The organism is Pelagerythrobacter rhizovicinus (assembly GCF_004135625.1).
In the GTDB taxonomy this organism is placed as follows: domain Bacteria; phylum Pseudomonadota; class Alphaproteobacteria; order Sphingomonadales; family Sphingomonadaceae; genus Pelagerythrobacter; species Pelagerythrobacter rhizovicinus.
On the sequence record NZ_SDPV01000001.1, the window covers coordinates 257,959 to 275,449 of the forward strand.

Below are 17,491 nucleotides of genomic sequence, written 5' to 3' on the forward strand. Positions count from 1 at the left end.
AGCGGCGGTTCGCTGCCGGGTTCCAGCTTTCCCAACTTGCGGCTCATTGCTGCGCTTCCATGCCGGGCTTCAGGACCACCTTCGTCCAGGTGTTCTGCTCGTCATGGAAACAGCGATAGCCGCGCGGCGCCTCTTCGAGGGGGAGCGTGTGGCTGATGAGGAAGGTCGTGTCGACGACGCCTTCTTCGATCATCGCCAGGAGACGATCGGTATATCGCTGCACGTGCGTCTGGCCGGCCCGAACCTGTATGCCCTTTTCCATCAATGCGCCGAGGGGAAACTTGTCGGTCATCCCGCCATAGACGCCGGGTACGGATAGCCGGCCGCCGGGCCTCACGGCGAGCAGCGCCTGCTTGGATGCGCTAGCCCGGTCGATGCCGATACCGACTTTCTGCTTCACTACGTCGATGATGTTGTCGATGGCAAAGCCGTGCGCTTCCATCCCCACCGCATCGATCGCCGCGTCGATGCCGATGCCGCCCGTCATTTCCAGCAGTGCCTCGCGCACGTGGCTTTCGCGGAAGTTTATGGTCTCGGCGCCGAGCTTATGGGCGAGTTCCAGCCGGTGCGGGTAATGATCGATCCCGATGACGCGCGCGGCACCCATTGCAAGCGCCGCCTGGATCGCGAACAGCCCGACCGGTCCGCAGCCCCACACGGCGACGGTGTCGTCCGGCTGGATCTCGGCGTTTTCCGCGGCCATCCAGCCGGTGGGGAGGATGTCGGAGAGGAACAGGACCTTCTCGTCCTCGAGATGATCCGGCACGACGACCGGGCCGACGTCGGAGAACGGCACGCGGACATATTCCGCCTGGCCTCCGGAGTACCCGCCGGTCAGATGGGAATATCCGAACAGGCCCGCCATCGGATGGCCATAGAGTGCTGCCGAGGCATCCTGCTTCTCGACCGGATTGGAGTTTTCGCACGCCGAATACTGTTCGACCCTGCAGTGGAAACAACCGCCGCAGCTGATGGTGAACGGCACCACCACCCGCTGACCCTTGCGCAGGGTGCTGGCCGGACCGGTCTCAACCACCTCGCCCATGAACTCGTGGCCGAGGATATCGCCCGCCATGAGGCCGGGGATCACACCGTCGTAGAGGTGCAGGTCCGATCCGCAGATCGCGGTGCTCGTCACTTTGACGATCGCGTCGCGCGGATTGACGATCTCTGGATCATCGACGGTTTCGACCCGGACGTCCTTGGTGCCGTGCCATGTCAGCGCTCGCATCAGGCATTCTCCATCTTGGCCGCGCGCGTCGCATCGTTACGGCGGGCCGACGTGGCGATCTCGCCGGTCTCCATCAGCATCTTGAATCGCTTGAGGTCGTGGCGCGCCTGGACTTCGGGTTCGCGCCGGAAGAGCTTGGCCACGGCGCGGCCGGCTTCTCCCATCGGCGGGGCGTAAGCGATGATCAGCCCGACGCGAGTGCCCCGTTCGCCCGGCGCATCCTCGAACGTTACCCGGCCTTCGGTATCGATGTCCGATCCTTCGACCGAACGCCACGCAATGAGTTCGCCGTCCACCTCGCGCGCAATCCGCGTCTCGACCTCGACGGACTGCCCCGCGGGCGCGCGGATAGTCCAGACCCAGTGGCCCGGCGCGCCGGCGGCCGAGACGTCGGTGAGATTTTCCATGAACCGCGGAAGGTTCGTGAAGTCGCGCCAGAAGGCGAAGAGCTCGGCGCGGGGCCTGGCAATCGTCACGCTTCGCCCCACGACTTCGTAGCGACCGAAATCCCGCCGTGCGGTGAAGCCGGGGGCATCGTCGGCGGGGTGATCGCGGCGCCTGCGCCTGTTCTGCTGCTTTGCCGCGAGGGCGATTGCGCCCGCCGCCAGTGCAATACCCGCGGCGAGGGCGCCGTGAGATCGTCCGTGTGAAGTCATCGCGTCATTTCCCCGTTGTTCCCTCTGGTTCAACGAAGTCGCGCGGTTTCGTTTCACAGTGTTCGCAACTTCGTCCCGTTCGCGGCACGTCCTGTCCAAATCGCTGAAAACGAACGCCAATTCATAACATGGATTAAGCTATCACAGGCCTGCCGGAGCCGTGCCTTTTCGCCGCGGCGGCTAGAGCCTGTTGGATCTTCGTCCGAGGCTTCGCGCCAGACCGATCGGATCGTGCAGCGTCACCTTCCCACTGCGCCAGGAGAGGTCGCCGCTTCTGCGGCAGGCTTGCAGGGTCCGGTTCAGGTGGACCGGGGTGAGCCCCAATGCATCGGCGAAGCATTCCTGCGTCAGCGGCATGGCGAAGGTGTTGCCTTCGGCTTCTCCCGATCGCTGGAGCCTCTCGAGCAGTTCGAGCAGAAGGTCGCACACACGTTCGCGCGCATCCATGCGCCCGAGGCGGGTGATGTTATCGATCAGCTGAAGACGCTGCGCGAGCCGCTCCCTTTCGTAAGCCTCGAACAGACCGGAGCCCGGTTGCGCCTCCGGCGCGGCACACAGGACGATGTCGTCCAGAGCGACTTGCGAGGTAAGCGCGCGCTCCTGACAACTCCAGTTCCGGCCGAAGAGCTCGCCCGCGAGAGTGAAGCCGGCAATCTGGCGGCGGCCGTCGGGGAGGATGCGCTGCTGCGCGACCCATCCGCGCAACAGCAACGTCGGTTTCGCCGGCTCGGCTCCTTCGCGAACGATTTCGGTCCGCGCGGGGAGGAAGTGCGCGTCGGCAGCCGCCTGCTCGATCTTGTGCAAGTCGTGTTCGGTCAACCGGGCGAGTGAGCCGAGGCGGCGCACGGCTGCCTGCTCCGGCCGCGAGACGGCGTAAGTGCGCTTCAGCATCGACCATCCTTCATCATGCTGTGAAGGACGGAAACCAGTTCCTCGTCGCCGGTCGGCTTCGTCAGCCGTGGCTGCGAGACGTACGGCTCCGGCAGGTGCCAGCCGTCGTATCCGGTGACGAACAGGACCGGCACATTCTCACCGATCAGGCGATCGGCCAGCCGGTAGGATGTTTTCGAGCCCAGTTCGATGTCGAGGATTGCCGCGTCCGGCGCATGCGTCCCGAGCGTGTCATTGGCTTCGGCGACGCTCCCCACCGGACCGATGACGATCATGCCGTCGCGCTGCAGCACGCGCGCCATATCGGCCGCGATAAAGTAGTCGTCCTCGACCACCAGAATCCGCTTGCCCTTCAGCAGGTCACGCATCGGGTGCCTCCGCTCCGGCCGAGGCTCCGCTTGTGCCAAGCGGGGTCGAGATGCAGCAGCGCACGCCGCCGCGGCCGATATCCAGCCGTGTTTCGGCGCCCAGACGGTAAGGGAGCGCCTTCTCGATCAACTCTTTTCCGAATCCGTCTCGCTGTCCCACCACAGACACGATTGGTACTCCTGTTTCGATCCAACTTAGGTTCAGGATCCGGCGCGCGCGCCCATCCATGTTAACTGTCCAGCGTATTTCCAGCGCCGCGCCCGGGATCTTGAACGCTCCGAACTTGATTGCGTTCATCGTCAGCTCGTGAATGGCGAGACCGATGTTCTCCGCGGCGGTGGCGTCGATGTGGACCTGGGGGCCGCCGATCGTGAGGGCGGAACCGTCGCTCTGACCCACGCTGAGGAGCTCGTCCCGGATCATCACTTCGAGGTCCACCAGCCCGGACGGGTTCTGTGCGACGATCACCTGCGTCCGTGCCAGCGCATCGAGCCGGCCCTTGAAGTGCATGGCAGCTTCCTGGATGTCGGAACTCGTTTCGACGGTGCGCGAGAACACGTATCTCACGATCGAGAGCATGTTGCGCACCCGGTGCTGCAGCTCGGCAACGAGCACCTGGTGCCGCTCGATCGAACGGTGGATGGTCTGGGCTCCATAGCGGGCCTGCTCTTCGTGCAGGGCCGGGCCCAGTCGGTGAGCGGCGCTTGCGAACCCTGATAGCGAGCTCATCAGGCGCAGATCTTCGCTATCGAATTCGCGCTGCTCGTCGTGGGAAAGCAACCAGATGATGCCGACGGGGTCGGCGCCGTCGTGGAAGGGTACGAGCAGGGCCTCGTGAACCGGTGCACCGCTGCCCGTTTCGGTCTCCGTGGGCGGGGGCTGCTCGATCAACAGTGGCCGGTTCTGCGCAATTGCCCGGTCGCATGGCTCGGCGTCGAAGCCCGGCGTCTCGTCGCAGTCGTGCCAAGCTCCCGCAAGCGCGATCTCGCGGAGCCTGCGCGAGCCGTCGCTACCGGCGAGAACGCTGATGCCTGCTGAATCAGCCAAGTCCGAACCCACGAGCAGATCGCAGATCTCCTGCGCGAGCCGGTCCGGCTTCCTGGCGAGCATCGATGCGAGTGCAGCGAGCAACTCGGCTTCCAGCTTGTAGTCCGGCGGCCGAGAGGAGCGGTACTTCAGCGACTCGATCGTTCGATCAGCACCGAGGCCCGCGGGCTTCATACTCGGCGTCATGAAAAGCGAATGACGATCGAAGAACGAAGTTCCCTCCCCGGCGCTCGAAGCAGGGTTCGGGACCGGGAACTCGCTGGAATGGGGCTGTGCGGTCTGGCCGCCGGACGAGCCGTCTGCCAGCCCAGGAGGTCGCAGATACCCAACAATTATTGGGGCTTGCGCCGTGGACGGCATCGGAGGCAGATCATGGTTTGCCTCGCAGAGCGGATGCGGCGATGATCACCAAGCACAGAATTCTCATCGTCGACGATCATCCGATCACGCAGAGCGGGCTCCGCCTGCTGTTCTCGAAATTCGACCGCTATGAAGTCGTGGAGGCGCTCGATCGGGGTGCGACCGCCAGCGCGTTCATCAAGTCGCAGCCGGTCGACATCGTCATCCTCGATCTCAACATGCCCGACGTTCGGGGCGTGAACATCCTCGCGGAGATCGTCGGTTCGCACGACATGACCGTGATAATTCTCACCGGCGAAAGTCAGTTCCGCGAGATCGACTACGCGCTCAAGCTCGGTGCGCGCGGAGCTGTGAGCAAGGCCGACCCGCCGGATGAGATCATCGCCGCTTGCGATGCAGCGCTCGCGGGCGAGGTCTATCTTTCGCCGGAGATCGGCCGGGGTCTCAGTCGGCTGGCGGAATCCCCCGTCGCGCTGTCGTCTCGTCAGATGGCGATCCTGCACTATCTGGCGCAGGGAGAAAGCAACAAGGAAATCTCCTATCGCCTGTCGATCGCGCAGCCGACCGTCTCGTTCCACATCGCCGAACTACGGCGCAAGCTCGACGTTTCGAACAACCGCAAGATCGGTGCGCGGGTGACGGCGCGGTTCGTCTTCTGACGATCTGAACCCTAGACGGCGGAAGGGCCGGGGCGGCAGTGCCGCTCCGGCCTTTTTCGTGCGCTGCCTAGCCGGTCAGTAGCTGCGCGGCATGCCGAGGACGTGCTCGGCGAGGTAGGAGAGGATCAGGTTGGTCGAGATTGGCGCCACCTGATAGAGGCGCGTCTCGCGGAACTTGCGCTCCACGTCGTACTCTTCCGCGAAGCCGAACCCGCCGTGCGTCTGGATGCAGGCATTGCCCGCCTCGACCGAGGCGTCGGCGGCGAGCATCTTGGCCATGTTCGCTTCCGCGCCCATCGGCTTGCCCGCTTCGTAGAGCCGCGCCGCCTCGCGCACCATCAGCTCGGCCGCGCGCATGTTGGCGTAGGCGCGGGCGATCGGGAAGGATACGCCCTGGTTGGCGCCGATCGGACGGCCGAAGACCTGCCGCTCCTTCGCATAGTCGCTCGCCCTGGCGAGGAACCACTTGGCATCGCCGACGCATTCGGCGGCGATCAGCGTCCGCTCCGCATTCATGCCCGAAAGGATGTAGCGGAAGCCCTTGCCTTCCTCGCCCACCAGCGCACTCGCCGGAATGCGCATGTTGTCGAAGAACACCTCGGTCGTCGCGTGGTTCATCATCGTGCGGATCGGCCGGATCGTCAGCGACTTGCCCGCGACCTCGCGCATGTCGACGATGAAGGTGGAAAGGCCATCGGTCTTCTTCGCCACCTGCTCGCGCGGGGTCGTGCGCGCGAGCAGCAGCATCAGGTCCGAGTGCTCGGCGCGGCTGGTCCAGATCTTCTGTCCGTTGACGACGTATTCGTCCCCCTCGCGCACGGCCGTGGTGCGCAGCGCGGTCGTGTCGGTGCCGCTGGTCGGCTCGGTGACGCCGAAGGCCTGGAGGCGCAGCTCGCCGCTGGCAATCCGGGGCAGGTATTCGCGCTTCTGTTCCTCAGACCCGTGCCGCAGGATCGTGCCCATGATGTACATCTGCGCGTGGCAGGCGCCGCCGTTGCACCCTTCCGCCTGGATCGTCTCGAGGATCGCTGCCGCCGCGGACAGGCCGAGGCCGGAGCCGCCGTATTCCTCGGGGATCAGGACCGAGAGATAGCCCGCCTCGGTCAGCGCGCGCACGAACGCGGTTGGATATTCGCGCGCCGCGTCGAGCTTGCGCCAGTATTCGCCGGGAAACTGCGCACAGAGCCGCCGCACGCCTTCGCGGATCTCGGGAAAGTCCTCGGTATCGTAAGGGCTGAGATTCATGATGCTCCGCCGCTCAGAGGAATTCGCGCAGTTCCGCCAGGAAGTCGTCGAAGCGGTCGTGGTGCACCCAGTGGCCGGCGTTGTCGTAATCGGTCACGGTGGCGGTGCGGAAATGTGCGAGGCGGCCGTCCTTCGCCGGGTTCGATGCCCAACTGTCGTTGCCGTAGATCAGCCGCGTCGGGCACTCGATCCGGTTCCACAGCGCTTCCATCTGGCGATAGGTCATGTCCTCCGGCGGCCAGGCGTGGACGTGCGGGTCGAACTTCCAGCTGAACGTGCCGTCCTCATTGCGCATCACCGCGTGCTGGGTGAGATGGAGGGCCTGCTCCGCCGAAAGGTAGCTGTTCGCCTCGTGCATGCGGCTCAGCGCATCCTCGAACGTGGCATAGCGGCGCGGCTGGCGGGCGGCCGCCTCGCGCTTCTTCTCGAAGTAGTCGCCCCAGATCTTCTCCGGCCCCATTGCCTCGCGCTCGGCCTGCCGTTCGGGCGAGGAGCCGAGCCCTTCGATCGCCACGAGCTTGCGCACTTTGTCCGGATAGAGGCCGGTGAAGCGCAGCGCCACGTTGCCGCCCAGCGAGTGCGCCACGATCGTGACCGGCGCCAGATCGTTGAGCAGCACGAGCTGCAGCAGATCGAAGACGTAGCCCATGACCTGATAGTGGCCGGTGCGGCTCCACCCACTGTCGCCGTGGCCGCGCAGATCGGGGCAGATCACGTGCCAGTCGCCCCGCAGCGCCTTCGCCGTCCAGTCCCAGCTCCGGCAGTGGTCGCGCCCGCCGTGCAGCAGGATCAGCGGCGGCGCCTCCGGGTTGCCCCAGTCGGCGTAATGCAGCTTGGTGCGCTGCGAGATATAGCTGCGGGAGACGGGGCCGAGCAGGTCCATGTGCGCCCCCTCAGTCGACGAAGTCTTCGACGCGTTCGATCACGATCGCGGGCGCCATGCCGCCTGCTGCACACATCGTCACCAGCGCATAGCGCCCGCCGGTGCGTTCGAGCTCGTCGAGCGCGGTGCCGATCAGGATCGATCCGGTCGCGCCGATCGGGTGCCCCAGTGCGATCGCGCCGCCGTTGACGTTCACCTTGTCCTCGGGAAGGTCGAGATCGCGGATGAACTTCGCCGCGACGACGGCGAAGGCTTCGTTGATCTCCCACAGGTCGATGTCGTCCTTGGTCAGGCCGGCCTTCGCGAGCACTTTCTTCGCCGCCGGAACCGGGGCGTTGAGCATCAGCGTCGGGTCGTCGCCCTGATTGGCGGTGGCGACGATCCGCGCGCGCGGCTTCAGTCCGTGGCTCTGCGTATAGTCCTTGCTCGCCAGCAGCACCGCGGCCGCGCCGTCGACCACGCCGGAGCTGTTGCCTGCATGGTGGAAGTGCTTGATCTCGAGGTCGGGGTACTTCTGCGTGACCAGCCCGGCAAACGTCGTGCCCTTGTCGTCGAGCGGCGTGTTGGCGATCTTCGCGAAGCTGGGCTGAAGCTCCGCAAGCCCTTCCTCCGTCGTCTGCGGACGCGGGAATTCCTCGCGCTCGAGCACGACATTGCCCTGATCGTCCACCACCGTGACAAGCGACTTGTCGAACCGGCCTTCCTCGATCGCGCGCGCGGCGTTCTTCTGGCTGCGCAGCGCGAGCGCGTCGAGTTCCTCGCGGGTGAAGCCCTCGATCGTCGCGATCGCGTCGCCGCACACGCCCTGGTGGCTCTGCGGGTGGACCTGGCGCAGCCGCTCGTTGCCCGAACCCATGCCCAGCGGCATGATCCCCGCCTGCATTTCCTCCTGCGTGGAGGAGGCGGTATAGCTCATCATCTCGGTTCCGCCGGCGACGACGAGATCGGCCATGCCGCTCATCACCTGCGCCGCGGCGAGGTTCACGCTGGTAATCCCGCCGCCGCAGAAGCGGTCGAGCGTCATGCCCGAACTCGTGATGTCGTAGCCGGCGTCGAGCGCCGCCATCCGGCCCAGGTCGCCGCCCTGCTTGCCCTTCTGCGTGCTGGTCGACCAGATCACGTCGTCGACGTCTTTCGTGTCGAGCGAATTGCGCTCCGCAATGGCCTTGAGCACCGTCGCGGCGAGGTGCTGCGGGTGCATGTGCGCGAGCGCGCCCTTGCCCACCTTGCCGATACCCCGCGGGGTCCGCACCGCGTCGATGATGTAGGCCTCGCCCATTGCAGCAATCCTTCCGTTCGTTTTCCGTAAATCAGTTGACGCATGCGTAAAGCTTGGCCAGCAAGGGCACAAGAACAGTTTCGATAAGAAATGGAGTGGATGGGATGAGCGAGGAGCTGCTGACAGAGGTGCGCGACGGCGTGCTGATCGTCACGATCAACCGCCCCGAAGCGAAGAACGCCATGAACAAGGCGGCGGCCGAGGGGATCGCGGCGGCGATGGACCGGCTTGACGCGGAAGACGATCTGCGGGTCGGCATCCTCACCGGGGCGGGCGGCACGTTCTGCTCGGGGATGGACCTCAAGGGCTTCCTGCGCGGCGAATCGCCGATGATCGAAGGGCGCGGTTTCGGGGGCGTGGTCCAGGCGCCGCCGAAGAAGCCGCTGATCGCCGCGGTCGAAGGCTATGCGTTGGCCGGCGGGCTCGAGCTGATGATCGCCTGCGACCTGGTCGTGGCGAGCAGCCAGTCGAAGTTCGGCATTCCCGAAGTGAAGCGCGGTCTCGTCGCGGGGGCGGGAGGCGTGATGATGCTGCCCGACCAGATTCCGGAGCGGATCGCGATGGAACTGGCGCTGACCGGCGATTTCATCGACGCCGCGCGCGCCTATGAGCTCGGCCTGATAAACCGCGTGGTCGAAGGCTCCGCGCTCGACGGCGCGCTCGAACTGGCGGGCCGGATCGCGGAGAACGGCCCGCTCGCGGTGCGCCTGTCCAAGCAGATCATCCGCGAATCGCGCGCCTGGCCGGTGGACGAGCGCTACGACCGGCAGGGGCCGATGATCGGGCAGGTCTTCGTCAGTGAGGACGCGCGCGAGGGCGCGGCCGCCTTCGCCGAGAAGCGCAAGCCGAACTGGAAGGGCAGGTAATGGCCGGAGGGCCGCTCGCCGGACTGCGCATCGTCGAATTCGCCGGGATCGGACCGGGGCCGTTCTGCGGCATGATGCTCGCCGACCACGGCGCCGAAGTGATCCGCGTCGACCGCGCGGTCGGCGGGCGCGGCGGGTCTCAGCCGGTGGCGACGGGCGACGTGCTGGCGCGCGGGCGCAAGTCGATCGCGCTGAACCTCAAGACGGCCGAAGGCGTGGCGCTCGCGCGCAAGCTCTGTGCGAGTGCGGACGGGATCATCGAGGGGTTCCGCCCGGGCGTGATGGAGCGGCTCGGGCTTGGCCCCGACGTGCTGCTGCAGGACTATCCGAGGCTCGTCTATGGCCGCATGACCGGGTGGGGTCAGACCGGCCCCTATGCTCCCTACGCCGGGCACGACATCAACTACATCGCGCTCGCCGGCGCCCTGGCGCACTACGGCCGCGCGGGCGGCAAGCCGACCCCGCCGATCAACATGGTCGGCGATTTCGGCGGCGGCGGAATGATGCTCGCCTTCGGCATGGTCTCCGCGCTGCTCAACGTCGCCCGCGGCGGGGAAGGGCAGGTGATCGACGCCGCGATGACCGACGGCACCGCGGTGCTCATGGCGATGATCCACGGCATGAAGAACATGGGCGTGTGGTCGGAAGATCTCGGCGCCAACATGCTCGATACCGGCGCGCACTTCTACGACACCTACGAGACCCGCGACGGCAAGTTCGTCTCCATCGGCAGCATCGAGCCGCAGTTCTACGCCGAACTGCGCCGTCTCCTCGGGCTGGAGGACGACCGCGACTTCGACGCCCAGCACGACCGCGCGAAGTGGGGCATGCTCAAGGACAAGCTCGCCGCGCTGTTCAGGACCAGGACCCGCGACGAATGGGACGCGCTGCTGGAACACACCGACGTCTGCTACGCCCCGGTCCTGACCATGAGCGAGGCCGCAAACCATCCACACAATCTGGCGCGCGAAACGTTCGTCGAAGTGGGCGGCGACGTGCAGCCTGCGCCGGCGCCGCGCTATTCCGTGACCGCCCCGGACAAACCCCAATCGGCCCCGATGCCTGGCGACGACAGCGACGCGATCCTCGCCGCGCTGGGCATCGACGCAAACGAGATAGCCGCCCTGCGCCAAGCGGGCACGGTCACCTGACAGAACAACCGGAGAGGAACACTTTCATGCCCGTTATCGACGTCCCCGACCCAGAGTTCATGCAGGACGAGGAGATCGCCGTTTTCAGGGATGCGGTCGGCAAGTTCTTCGAGCAGCACGCGCCGGAGAAACGGGTCGAGAAGTGGCGCGAAAACGGCATGGTCGAGCGCGAGTTCTGGACCGAAGCGGGCGCCGCGGGCCTGCTCGGCATGACCGTGCCGACCGAATACGGCGGCCATGGCGGCGATTTCCGGCACGATCTGGTCGTGCTCGACCAGCAGGCGGAGAAGGGCGTCGACGGCTTCGCCAGCTCGCTCCACAACGTCATTATCCTCCCGTACATCGTTCGCCATGGCACCGAGGAGCAGAAGCAGCGCTGGCTGCCGCGGCTCGTCTCAGGCGAGCTGATCTCGGCAATCGCGATGACCGAGCCGGGCGTCGGCTCCGACCTGCAGAGCGTCGCCACCACGGCGGTGAAGGACGGTAACGGCTACCGTCTCAACGGAGCCAAGACCTTCATCTCCAGCGGTCAGCTCGCCAATTTCATTGTCGTCGTCGCCAAGACGAACCCGAACGAGCGCGCCAAGGGCATTAGCCTGATGTGCCTCGAGACGGAGGGGGCGGAAGGCTTCCGGCGGGGCAAGAAACTCGACAAGATCGGCATGGACGCCGCCGACACCAGCGAGTTGTTTTTCGACGACGTCTTCATCCCCGCCGAGAACGTGCTCGGCGGCCAGGAAGGGCGCGGCTTCTACCAGCTCATGGGCGAGCTGCCGCAGGAGCGGCTGGTAATCGCAGTCGGCGCGATGAGCACTATCGAGAAGGCGCTCGACACGACGGTCGAATACGTCAAGCAGCGCAAGGCCTTCGGGCAGACGATCTGGGATTTCCAGAATACCCAGTTCGTGCTCGCCGACCTCAAGGCGCGCGGCACCGCGGCCAAGGTCTTCCTCAACGACTGCATCGCCAAGCTGCTCAAGGGCGAGCTCGACGTGACCACCGCTTCGATCGCCAAGTACTGGCTGACGGAGCTGCAGGGGGAGGTCGTCGACAAGTGTCTCCAGCTTCACGGCGGCTGGGGCTACATCAACGAGTATCCGATCGCGAAGATGTACCGCGACAGCCGGGTGACGCGGATCTTCGGCGGTTCGAACGAGATCATGAAGATGCTGATCGCCCGCTCCATGTAAGCGGGCGGGCCGGTCAGTCTTCGAACGGACGATTGCCGACGATCGACAGGCCGTAGCCTTCGAGCGCCACCAGCGAGTGGTGCGAGTTGCTCAGCAGCTCCATGTCGTGGACGCCCAGTTCGGCGAGGATCTGCGCGCCCACCCCGTAGTCGCGGAATTCCTCGATATCCTGCTCGATCGGCTCGCCGCGGTGCAGGCGGGTGATGGCCGTCATGTCCTTGCCCGCCGACTTGTTGATCACCACGATCACGCCGGCGCCTTCCGCGGCGATGATCTCCATCGACTTCTGCAGCAGGCCGCCACGCGGAGAATCCTCGCCGAAAATGTCGGCGAACGGGTTGAGCAGGTGCATGCGCACGAGCGTCGGCTTGCCCGGCTCGATCCGGCCGAGCACGAGAGCCAGCGTGTCGTCGCCGGTCGCCTTGTTGTGGAAGCTGATCGCGTTCCACGCCCCGCCGAAGCGGCTGGCGAAGCGGGTCTCGGCCCGCTTCTCGACCATATGATCGTGCTTGCGGCGGTAGGCGATGAGATCCCGGATCGTGCCGACCTTTAGATCGTGCCGACGGGCAAAGGCGATAAGATCGTCGAGCCGCGCCATCGTCCCATCGTCGTTCATGATCTCGCAGATCACGCCCGAAGGATTGAGGCCGGCGAGCCGCGAGATGTCGACCGCCGCTTCGGTATGTCCGGCGCGGACCAGCACACCGCCGTCGCGCGCGACGAGCGGGAAGACGTGCCCAGGCGTGACAATGTCGTCCGGCCCGTGCGAAGCATCGATGGCAACGCTGATCGTGCGCGCGCGGTCGCCCGCGCTGATTCCGGTCGTAACCCCCTCGCGCGCCTCGATGGAGGTTGTGAAGGCGGTTTCATGCCGCGTGCGATTGTTGCGGCTCATCGGTTCCAGGCGAAGCTGGTCGCAGCGCGCCTTGGTCATCGACAGGCAGATGAGGCCCTTGCCATGCGTCGCCATGAAATTGATTGCAGCGGGGGTGGCCATCTGGGCGGGGATCACCAGATCCCCTTCGTTCTCGCGGTCCTCGTCGTCGACCAGCACGAACATGCGCCCGTTTCGCGCTTCGTCGATGATCTCTTCGATAGTGGCGAGCACCGGGCGGTCGTCGTTCGCCCTGAGGAATGCGGCGAGCTTCTCAAGGGTGTCCGCAGTCGGATTCCAGCCCCCTTCGCCGCAGTCGCGCAGGGTGTTGGCGTGAAGGCCCGCCGCGCGTGCAATGCCGGCCTTGGACATCTTGCCGGAGTCCACGAGAGCGTGAATTTTCTGCTTGATGGCTGTAGTGCTGAGATCGGTCATGCTGCCAGCTTATACAGCAGAATGTGATTTCACAAGCCCTTAATCACATCATAATGTGATGCTGCTCTACTTATTGAGCTCGTCTCCGATGTGGAGGGCCCCTTCGCCGTAGAGATATGTGGGGTCGAAGTCACCATATTCCTCGAGCCGGCGGCGATCCTCGAAGCTGAGAGTGCCCCGTCGGAAGTCCGCCAAACCGATCCTGCGCAATTCGCCGATCGCGCGGTTCATGTGCACGGCAGTTGTCCCGCACATGTCGGCGAGATCGGTCTGCGTCAGCGGTGTATGAAAACCGGTGGGACGCGCGAGACCTACCATGTCCAGACGGTGCCAGATCTCCGCCAGCAGATGAGCGGCGCGGCGGTTGGCCTTGAGCTGCCCGAACTTCAGCAACCACTGACGGTGGACCGCGGCGTCGAGAAGGGTCGAGAACCAGAGCACACGAGCAAGATGCGGCTCCGTTCTCGTAAGCTCGGAGAGGCGTTCGTGAGCGACCGTGCCGACGGTCGCCGATCCGATCGTGACCACGTCGTGGTCGAGCCGCTTCAAGGCATAGGCATGAAGGTCGACAAAGTCCCCCGCCACCTGCAGCCCCATGATGTGGCGCCGATCGTGCTCGTGGATCGCCCGCGCGATGAAGCCGTCGATCAGCATCGTGCTGCGCCCGCACAGTTCGCCGCGGGCAAGAATGCAATGGCCGTCATCAAGGGTGCGGACGTCAACCACGGAGTCCTCGAGGATAGCTTTCTCGCGTTCGGACATTGCGTGGCGCAAACGCCCCCGCAGGAAGCGCCCGGTCAACGGGTAGCGCTCGAGTTCAGCCGTCATCGTTATCGACTACGCCCCGCTGCTGGCGTGGTTCCGCTCCCCCCAATCCGACATTCCGCTGTCACCAACCCGTCACAAGCGCGGGGCAATCCCGACATGACAAGGGGACTTGCCGCCGTGGACGCGATCAACATCTTCCTGACAGACAGACTGGCCGAGACGCTGGAAGGCTTCGAGCAGGCAGGGACGCGTTTCACCTTCGCGCGTCTCTATCCGGACGGGCCGCGGCAACTCGTGGACGGGCCGATCTGGGCCTTCGTCGACTGGGTCATGGATGATCTAGCGGGGCTCGAAATGTGCCGCCGCCTTCGCGCCGATCCCCGCACCGCGTCCGCGCACGTGACGATGGTCCTGGAGAGCGACGACGTGGATGATCGCCGGCGCGCCCTTCGCGCCGGTGCGGACGACTACATGGTCGGGCCGCTGGACCGTACCGCGGTGCTTGACCGGGTGCTCGCGCTCCATTCGCATCAGCGCAAGCGGCATTCGGCCCAGAGAATCGAGCTGGGCGCGCTGACGATCGACCTTGCAGCCCAGCAGGCGCGCTGGAGTGGAAAGCCGGTCGCATTGCGGCCGAACGAGCTTCGTCTGCTGCGCTACTTTGCCGAGAACCCGAACCAGGTCCTGTCACGGAGCGAGCTCATCGTCGGTCTCGGAAAGGTGGACCCTCCGATCGACGAGCGCACGGTCGATGTGTGGATCGGACGCTTGCGCCGCGCACTCAGGAGCGCTGGAGCGGACAGCGTGTTGCGCACCGTCCGCTCGCTTGGCTACGTTCTCGACGCCCCCTGAAAAAATTGGGCCGCCCGAGGGCGGCCCGCTAGTTGGGTGGACGGGAGGGTCCTTCAGAATTCGGTCGAAAGCGACAGAGCAAAGCTCTGCCCGACTTCGTAGCTGTTAATCTCGATCCGGTTGGTGCCGTTCGACTGGTATTCGAAGTGATCGCGACCGAAGATGTTGCGCGCCTCCAGCTTCAATTCGACCGGAAGCCGGAACAGGTCCAGTTCCTGTCGGTAGACGAAGTCCACGCGCAGGCCCGGATCCTCGACGATGTCGGGAAGGGAGGCCGTGCCGCGCGCGGTCACTCGCTCGCTAGCGTAGGAAAAGAGCATGGTGAACTGCTGGAGACGATCGACATCCTCCAGCCCCAGCTGGACATTGACCAGGTGATCGGACTGTCCAGTCAGGGGAACGCCATCGCGGAAATAGTTGGTCGCGGGCCGTTCGCCGCCAGGGAAGATCAGCGTCGTATCGTCGGGTCCGACCTCGATTTTCGAATCGGTGTAAGTGTAGTTGGCGACAGTGACGATACGTTTGGTCTCGAACCAGCCGCCCCAGTCGAACAAGTCATAGTTGTGCTGGAACTCCAGCTCCGCCCCGTGCAGCTTCGCGCTGGGGGCGTTGGCGAAGCTCGCGATCTGGACGTTGTCGGAGAAGGACGAATAGATTTCTATGGGGTTGTCGATATCCTTATAGAAGCCAGCGAGCGACACCCGATTTCCCTGTCCGAAATAATATTCGAGGCGCGCTTCGTAGTTCGTCAGTTCGCTGTCGACCAGGAACGGGTTGCCGTTGTACTGGCGGCCGGTTTCCGGATCGTAGTAGGTCTGGAAGATCAACTCGCGGAATTGCGGCCGGGCGATCGTTTTCGACCCGTTGATGCGGGCCTGGAGAGAATCGGTGATCTCCCAGGTGATCGTCCCCGCGGGAAGGTAGTAATCGTTCTTGAGCAGTGTCGAACTGCCTGAATTGGTCGGGGTGGCGAAGACCTCGACCGGATTCACGCTCTGCTTGGCGTCTTCGTAGCGCACGCCCAGATCGATGGTTAGGCCTTCGACCGGATTGATGCGCGACTGAAGATAGCCCGCGTGAATCTCCAGCGCTGCGGCGAAGGCAGGATCGGATTGTGTGGTTTCGATCAGGCCGATGTCGTAATAATCGATTATCGCATCGCCGAGCAGCAGATCGGGACGCAGTGTGCCCACCGCATCCTCGAATCCGGAATCGGCATCGAACAGGAATTCGCGCCGTTCCGAATAGCGGTCGGTATCGGTGTAGGCATAGCCCGCAGTGAGCCGGAGCCAGTCGGTCAGGGCGTACCCGATATCGATCCCGCCGTACCACAGCTCTTCCTTGAGATGCGAGAAGGCGACCGAGCCGCTGCCGCGCTGGCGGTCGAGCACATTGACGAAGAGATCACCCAGCGGATCGTTCTCGTTATTGGTGCGGACGTAAGTGAAGCTGTATTCATAAGGCGCCTCGCGGCGGGTCTGTGCGTATCCGCCGCGCAGATCGATATCGAATGCGCCGAATTCCAGCTCTGCAACCAGTTGGCTGTCTACGAGCTGCCGCTCATACCAGCTGGTATCCTGGACGAATTCGGTATCGCCATCGAGAAGATCCTCACCGAGCGCGTGGCGCGTCTGCTTCAGCGTGTCCCGGATATAAAGATTGGTCCACCGAAAGCGGTGGTCGCCGACTTCAAGGCCGAAGCCAAGCAACCCGTTCACCAGAATACGGTTGTCGGTAACGAACTTGCGGAAATCGGTTCCGAGATCGAGATCCGTGCTGATCGGACTCTGCGAAATGATCGAGCGGTTGCGCCACTTGTTGCTGATGCCGGCCGTCGCGATCACGCCGAACCGGCCGTCGCCGAAGGCCGGGAAGGACGTGCCTGCGGTCAGGCTGCCGGACCAGTTTACCGGCAGTTCCTCGACCTTCTGCGTCACCAGGAGGTTGGGATTGCCGAGTTGCTTCGCGATCGCTTGCTGGTTGACCTCGACATCGCTCATCCGCAGGCCGCTCGCGAAAAATTCGCGCAGCGCGGGCGGGGCATTGCGGGTTCCGTCGTCGAATCCGAACCAGTCGAAATCGGACCCGTAGTAGTCGTTTCCGGTCGAGAAAGTGGTTTGTTCGTCGCCGCTTATGCCGGCGCTGATCTCGAAGAAGCTTTCGTCCGGAATGGCACGGGTCGTCAGATTGATCACGCCGCCGCCGAACTCGCCGGGAAAGTTGGCCGAATATGTCTTCTGCACGAGGCTGGACGCGACCACGTCGGTCGGGAAGATGTCGAGCGGGACCACGCGGCTCAAGGGCTGCGGGCTGGGGAGCGGCAGGCCGTTCAGCAGTGCGAGCGAATAACGATCGCCCAGCCCGCGAACGTAGACGAACCCTTGACCCTGGACCGACAGGCCAGTGACCCTGCCCAGAGCACCCGCGATGTCGCCTTCACCGGTGCGCGCGATCTGCTCGCTTGTGAGTACCGAAACGACCTGGGTCGAACTGCGCGTCACATCGCGTGTGCGGCGGCCGGTGACGATGATCTCGCCCCCGCCGCCGGGAATGGAGACCTCCGCTTCCTCTTCGGGAGCGGCCACGCTCTCGTCGCCTTGTGGCTGCTGGGTGCTGCCTTCCGCATCTGCTCCGGATTCGCCGGCCGTGCCTTGTGCCAGGGCGACGCCGGGAATGGTGAGTGCGGTGGTGAGCAGAAGCAGCCCCGCCAACTGCTTGCCAGTGGACATCGTGGG

The 17,491-nt window shown here is 64.8% G+C and carries 16 protein-coding genes; 5 read left to right on the forward strand and 11 right to left on the reverse strand.

Translation table 11 applies throughout. From position 1 onward, the window contains the following. Positions 1-43: 43 nt before the first annotated feature. The 5 genes from ETX26_RS01355 to ETX26_RS01375 all read right to left on the reverse strand — a co-directional run bounded on the left by ETX26_RS01355 (position 44) and on the right by ETX26_RS01375 (position 4,368). Complete coding sequence (locus tag ETX26_RS01355; RefSeq protein ID WP_129522923.1) at positions 44-1,231, reverse strand: zinc-dependent alcohol dehydrogenase; 1,188 nt, start codon at positions 1,229-1,231, stop codon at positions 44-46. Next, complete coding sequence (locus ETX26_RS01360; RefSeq protein WP_129522924.1) at positions 1,231-1,887, reverse strand: SRPBCC family protein; 657 nt, start codon at positions 1,885-1,887, stop codon at positions 1,231-1,233. Before ETX26_RS01360 ends, ETX26_RS01355 begins: the two co-directional genes overlap by 1 nt. A 180-nt stretch (positions 1,888-2,067) precedes the next feature. Continuing rightward, positions 2,068-2,778: a Crp/Fnr family transcriptional regulator gene (locus tag ETX26_RS01365; RefSeq protein WP_129522925.1), complete on the reverse strand. Its 711-nt coding sequence runs from the start codon at positions 2,776-2,778 to the stop codon at positions 2,068-2,070. Next, the gene (locus ETX26_RS01370) at positions 2,772-3,146 is read right to left on the reverse strand and encodes a response regulator (protein ID WP_129522926.1); all 375 of its coding nucleotides are present in this window, start codon (positions 3,144-3,146) and stop codon (positions 2,772-2,774) included. Before ETX26_RS01370 ends, ETX26_RS01365 begins: the two co-directional genes overlap by 7 nt. Continuing rightward, entirely contained in the window at positions 3,139-4,368 is a 1,230-nt protein-coding gene (locus tag ETX26_RS01375) for a sensor histidine kinase (protein WP_165271674.1), read from the reverse strand. The genes ETX26_RS01370 and ETX26_RS01375 overlap by 8 nt, the downstream gene beginning before the upstream one ends. Before the next feature lie 227 nt (positions 4,369-4,595). Here ETX26_RS01375 and ETX26_RS01380 point away from each other — a divergent pair, with 227 nt between their 5' ends. Continuing rightward, complete coding sequence (locus ETX26_RS01380; protein ID WP_129522928.1) at positions 4,596-5,213, forward strand: response regulator transcription factor; 618 nt, start codon at positions 4,596-4,598, stop codon at positions 5,211-5,213. Positions 5,214-5,288: 75 nt separating this feature from the next. Here the strand turns inward: ETX26_RS01380 and ETX26_RS01385 are convergent, their stop codons facing one another. The 3 genes from ETX26_RS01385 to ETX26_RS01395 are packed head-to-tail and all read right to left on the reverse strand — an operon-like array spanning position 5,289 to position 8,620. Beyond that, complete coding sequence (locus ETX26_RS01385; RefSeq protein ID WP_129522929.1) at positions 5,289-6,458, reverse strand: acyl-CoA dehydrogenase family protein; 1,170 nt, start codon at positions 6,456-6,458, stop codon at positions 5,289-5,291. A 13-nt stretch (positions 6,459-6,471) separates the two neighbouring features. Next, complete coding sequence (locus ETX26_RS01390) at positions 6,472-7,341, reverse strand: alpha/beta fold hydrolase (protein WP_129522930.1); 870 nt, start codon at positions 7,339-7,341, stop codon at positions 6,472-6,474. Positions 7,342-7,351: 10 nt separating this feature from the next. Next, a complete protein-coding gene (locus tag ETX26_RS01395) occupies positions 7,352-8,620 on the reverse strand; it encodes an acetyl-CoA C-acetyltransferase (protein WP_129522931.1) in 1,269 nt (422 codons plus the stop codon). 104 nt (positions 8,621-8,724) lie between these two features. On the opposite strand from ETX26_RS01395, the gene ETX26_RS01400 reads away from it, so the two are divergent. From ETX26_RS01400 to ETX26_RS01410, 3 genes are read left to right on the forward strand one after another with little or no spacing between them, the layout of a single operon-like run. Further along, positions 8,725-9,486 carry a crotonase/enoyl-CoA hydratase family protein gene (locus tag ETX26_RS01400; protein WP_129522932.1) on the forward strand — a complete coding sequence of 254 codons (762 nt, stop codon included), beginning with the start codon at positions 8,725-8,727 and terminating at the stop codon, positions 9,484-9,486. Beyond that, positions 9,486-10,637, forward strand: a complete 1,152-nt coding sequence (locus ETX26_RS01405) for a CaiB/BaiF CoA transferase family protein (RefSeq protein WP_129522933.1) — start codon at positions 9,486-9,488, stop codon at positions 10,635-10,637. The genes ETX26_RS01400 and ETX26_RS01405 overlap by 1 nt, the downstream gene beginning before the upstream one ends. Positions 10,638-10,663: 26 nt before the next feature. Then, the gene (locus ETX26_RS01410) at positions 10,664-11,827 is read left to right on the forward strand and encodes an acyl-CoA dehydrogenase family protein (RefSeq protein ID WP_129522934.1); all 1,164 of its coding nucleotides are present in this window, start codon (positions 10,664-10,666) and stop codon (positions 11,825-11,827) included. Between the two features lie 13 nt (positions 11,828-11,840). On the opposite strand, the gene ribB is transcribed toward ETX26_RS01410, so the two are convergent. Further along, positions 11,841-13,136 carry a 3,4-dihydroxy-2-butanone-4-phosphate synthase gene (ribB, locus tag ETX26_RS01415; RefSeq protein ID WP_129522935.1) on the reverse strand — a complete coding sequence of 432 codons (1,296 nt, stop codon included), beginning with the start codon at positions 13,134-13,136 and terminating at the stop codon, positions 11,841-11,843. Positions 13,137-13,202: 66 nt separating this feature from the next. Then, a complete protein-coding gene (locus ETX26_RS01420; protein WP_129522936.1) occupies positions 13,203-13,964 on the reverse strand; it encodes a Crp/Fnr family transcriptional regulator in 762 nt (253 codons plus the stop codon). Between the two features lie 96 nt (positions 13,965-14,060). Here ETX26_RS01420 and ETX26_RS01425 point away from each other — a divergent pair, with 96 nt between their 5' ends. Continuing rightward, a complete protein-coding gene (locus ETX26_RS01425; protein ID WP_129522937.1) occupies positions 14,061-14,756 on the forward strand; it encodes a response regulator transcription factor in 696 nt (231 codons plus the stop codon). Positions 14,757-14,809: 53 nt separating this feature from the next. Here ETX26_RS01425 and ETX26_RS01430 read toward each other — a convergent pair whose 3' ends face one another. Further along, entirely contained in the window at positions 14,810-17,485 is a 2,676-nt protein-coding gene (locus ETX26_RS01430; protein ID WP_129522938.1) for a TonB-dependent receptor domain-containing protein, read from the reverse strand. Positions 17,486-17,491 lie beyond the last annotated feature (6 nt).

Bases quoted from the DNA above. Each gene is read 5' to 3' on its own strand.
- ETX26_RS01355 (WP_129522923.1), bottom strand. From the start codon at position 1,231: ATGCGAGCGCTGACATGGCACGGCACCAAGGACGTCCGGGTCGAAACC.
- ETX26_RS01360 (WP_129522924.1), bottom strand. From the start codon at position 1,887: ATGACTTCACACGGACGATCTCACGGCGCCCTCGCCGCGGGTATTGCA.
- ETX26_RS01365 (WP_129522925.1), bottom strand. From the start codon at position 2,778: ATGCTGAAGCGCACTTACGCCGTCTCGCGGCCGGAGCAGGCAGCCGTG.
- ETX26_RS01370 (WP_129522926.1), bottom strand. From the start codon at position 3,146: ATGCGTGACCTGCTGAAGGGCAAGCGGATTCTGGTGGTCGAGGACGAC.
- ETX26_RS01375 (WP_165271674.1), bottom strand. From the start codon at position 4,368: ATGAAGCCCGCGGGCCTCGGTGCTGATCGAACGATCGAGTCGCTGAAG.
- ETX26_RS01380 (WP_129522928.1), top strand. From the start codon at position 4,596: ATGATCACCAAGCACAGAATTCTCATCGTCGACGATCATCCGATCACG.
- ETX26_RS01385 (WP_129522929.1), bottom strand. From the start codon at position 6,458: ATGAATCTCAGCCCTTACGATACCGAGGACTTTCCCGAGATCCGCGAA.
- ETX26_RS01390 (WP_129522930.1), bottom strand. From the start codon at position 7,341: ATGGACCTGCTCGGCCCCGTCTCCCGCAGCTATATCTCGCAGCGCACC.
- ETX26_RS01395 (WP_129522931.1), bottom strand. From the start codon at position 8,620: ATGGGCGAGGCCTACATCATCGACGCGGTGCGGACCCCGCGGGGTATC.
- ETX26_RS01400 (WP_129522932.1), top strand. From the start codon at position 8,725: ATGAGCGAGGAGCTGCTGACAGAGGTGCGCGACGGCGTGCTGATCGTC.
- ETX26_RS01405 (WP_129522933.1), top strand. From the start codon at position 9,486: ATGGCCGGAGGGCCGCTCGCCGGACTGCGCATCGTCGAATTCGCCGGG.
- ETX26_RS01410 (WP_129522934.1), top strand. From the start codon at position 10,664: ATGCCCGTTATCGACGTCCCCGACCCAGAGTTCATGCAGGACGAGGAG.
- ribB (WP_129522935.1), bottom strand. From the start codon at position 13,136: ATGACCGATCTCAGCACTACAGCCATCAAGCAGAAAATTCACGCTCTC.
- ETX26_RS01420 (WP_129522936.1), bottom strand. From the start codon at position 13,964: ATGACGGCTGAACTCGAGCGCTACCCGTTGACCGGGCGCTTCCTGCGG.
- ETX26_RS01425 (WP_129522937.1), top strand. From the start codon at position 14,061: ATGACAAGGGGACTTGCCGCCGTGGACGCGATCAACATCTTCCTGACA.
- ETX26_RS01430 (WP_129522938.1), bottom strand. From the start codon at position 17,485: ATGTCCACTGGCAAGCAGTTGGCGGGGCTGCTTCTGCTCACCACCGCA.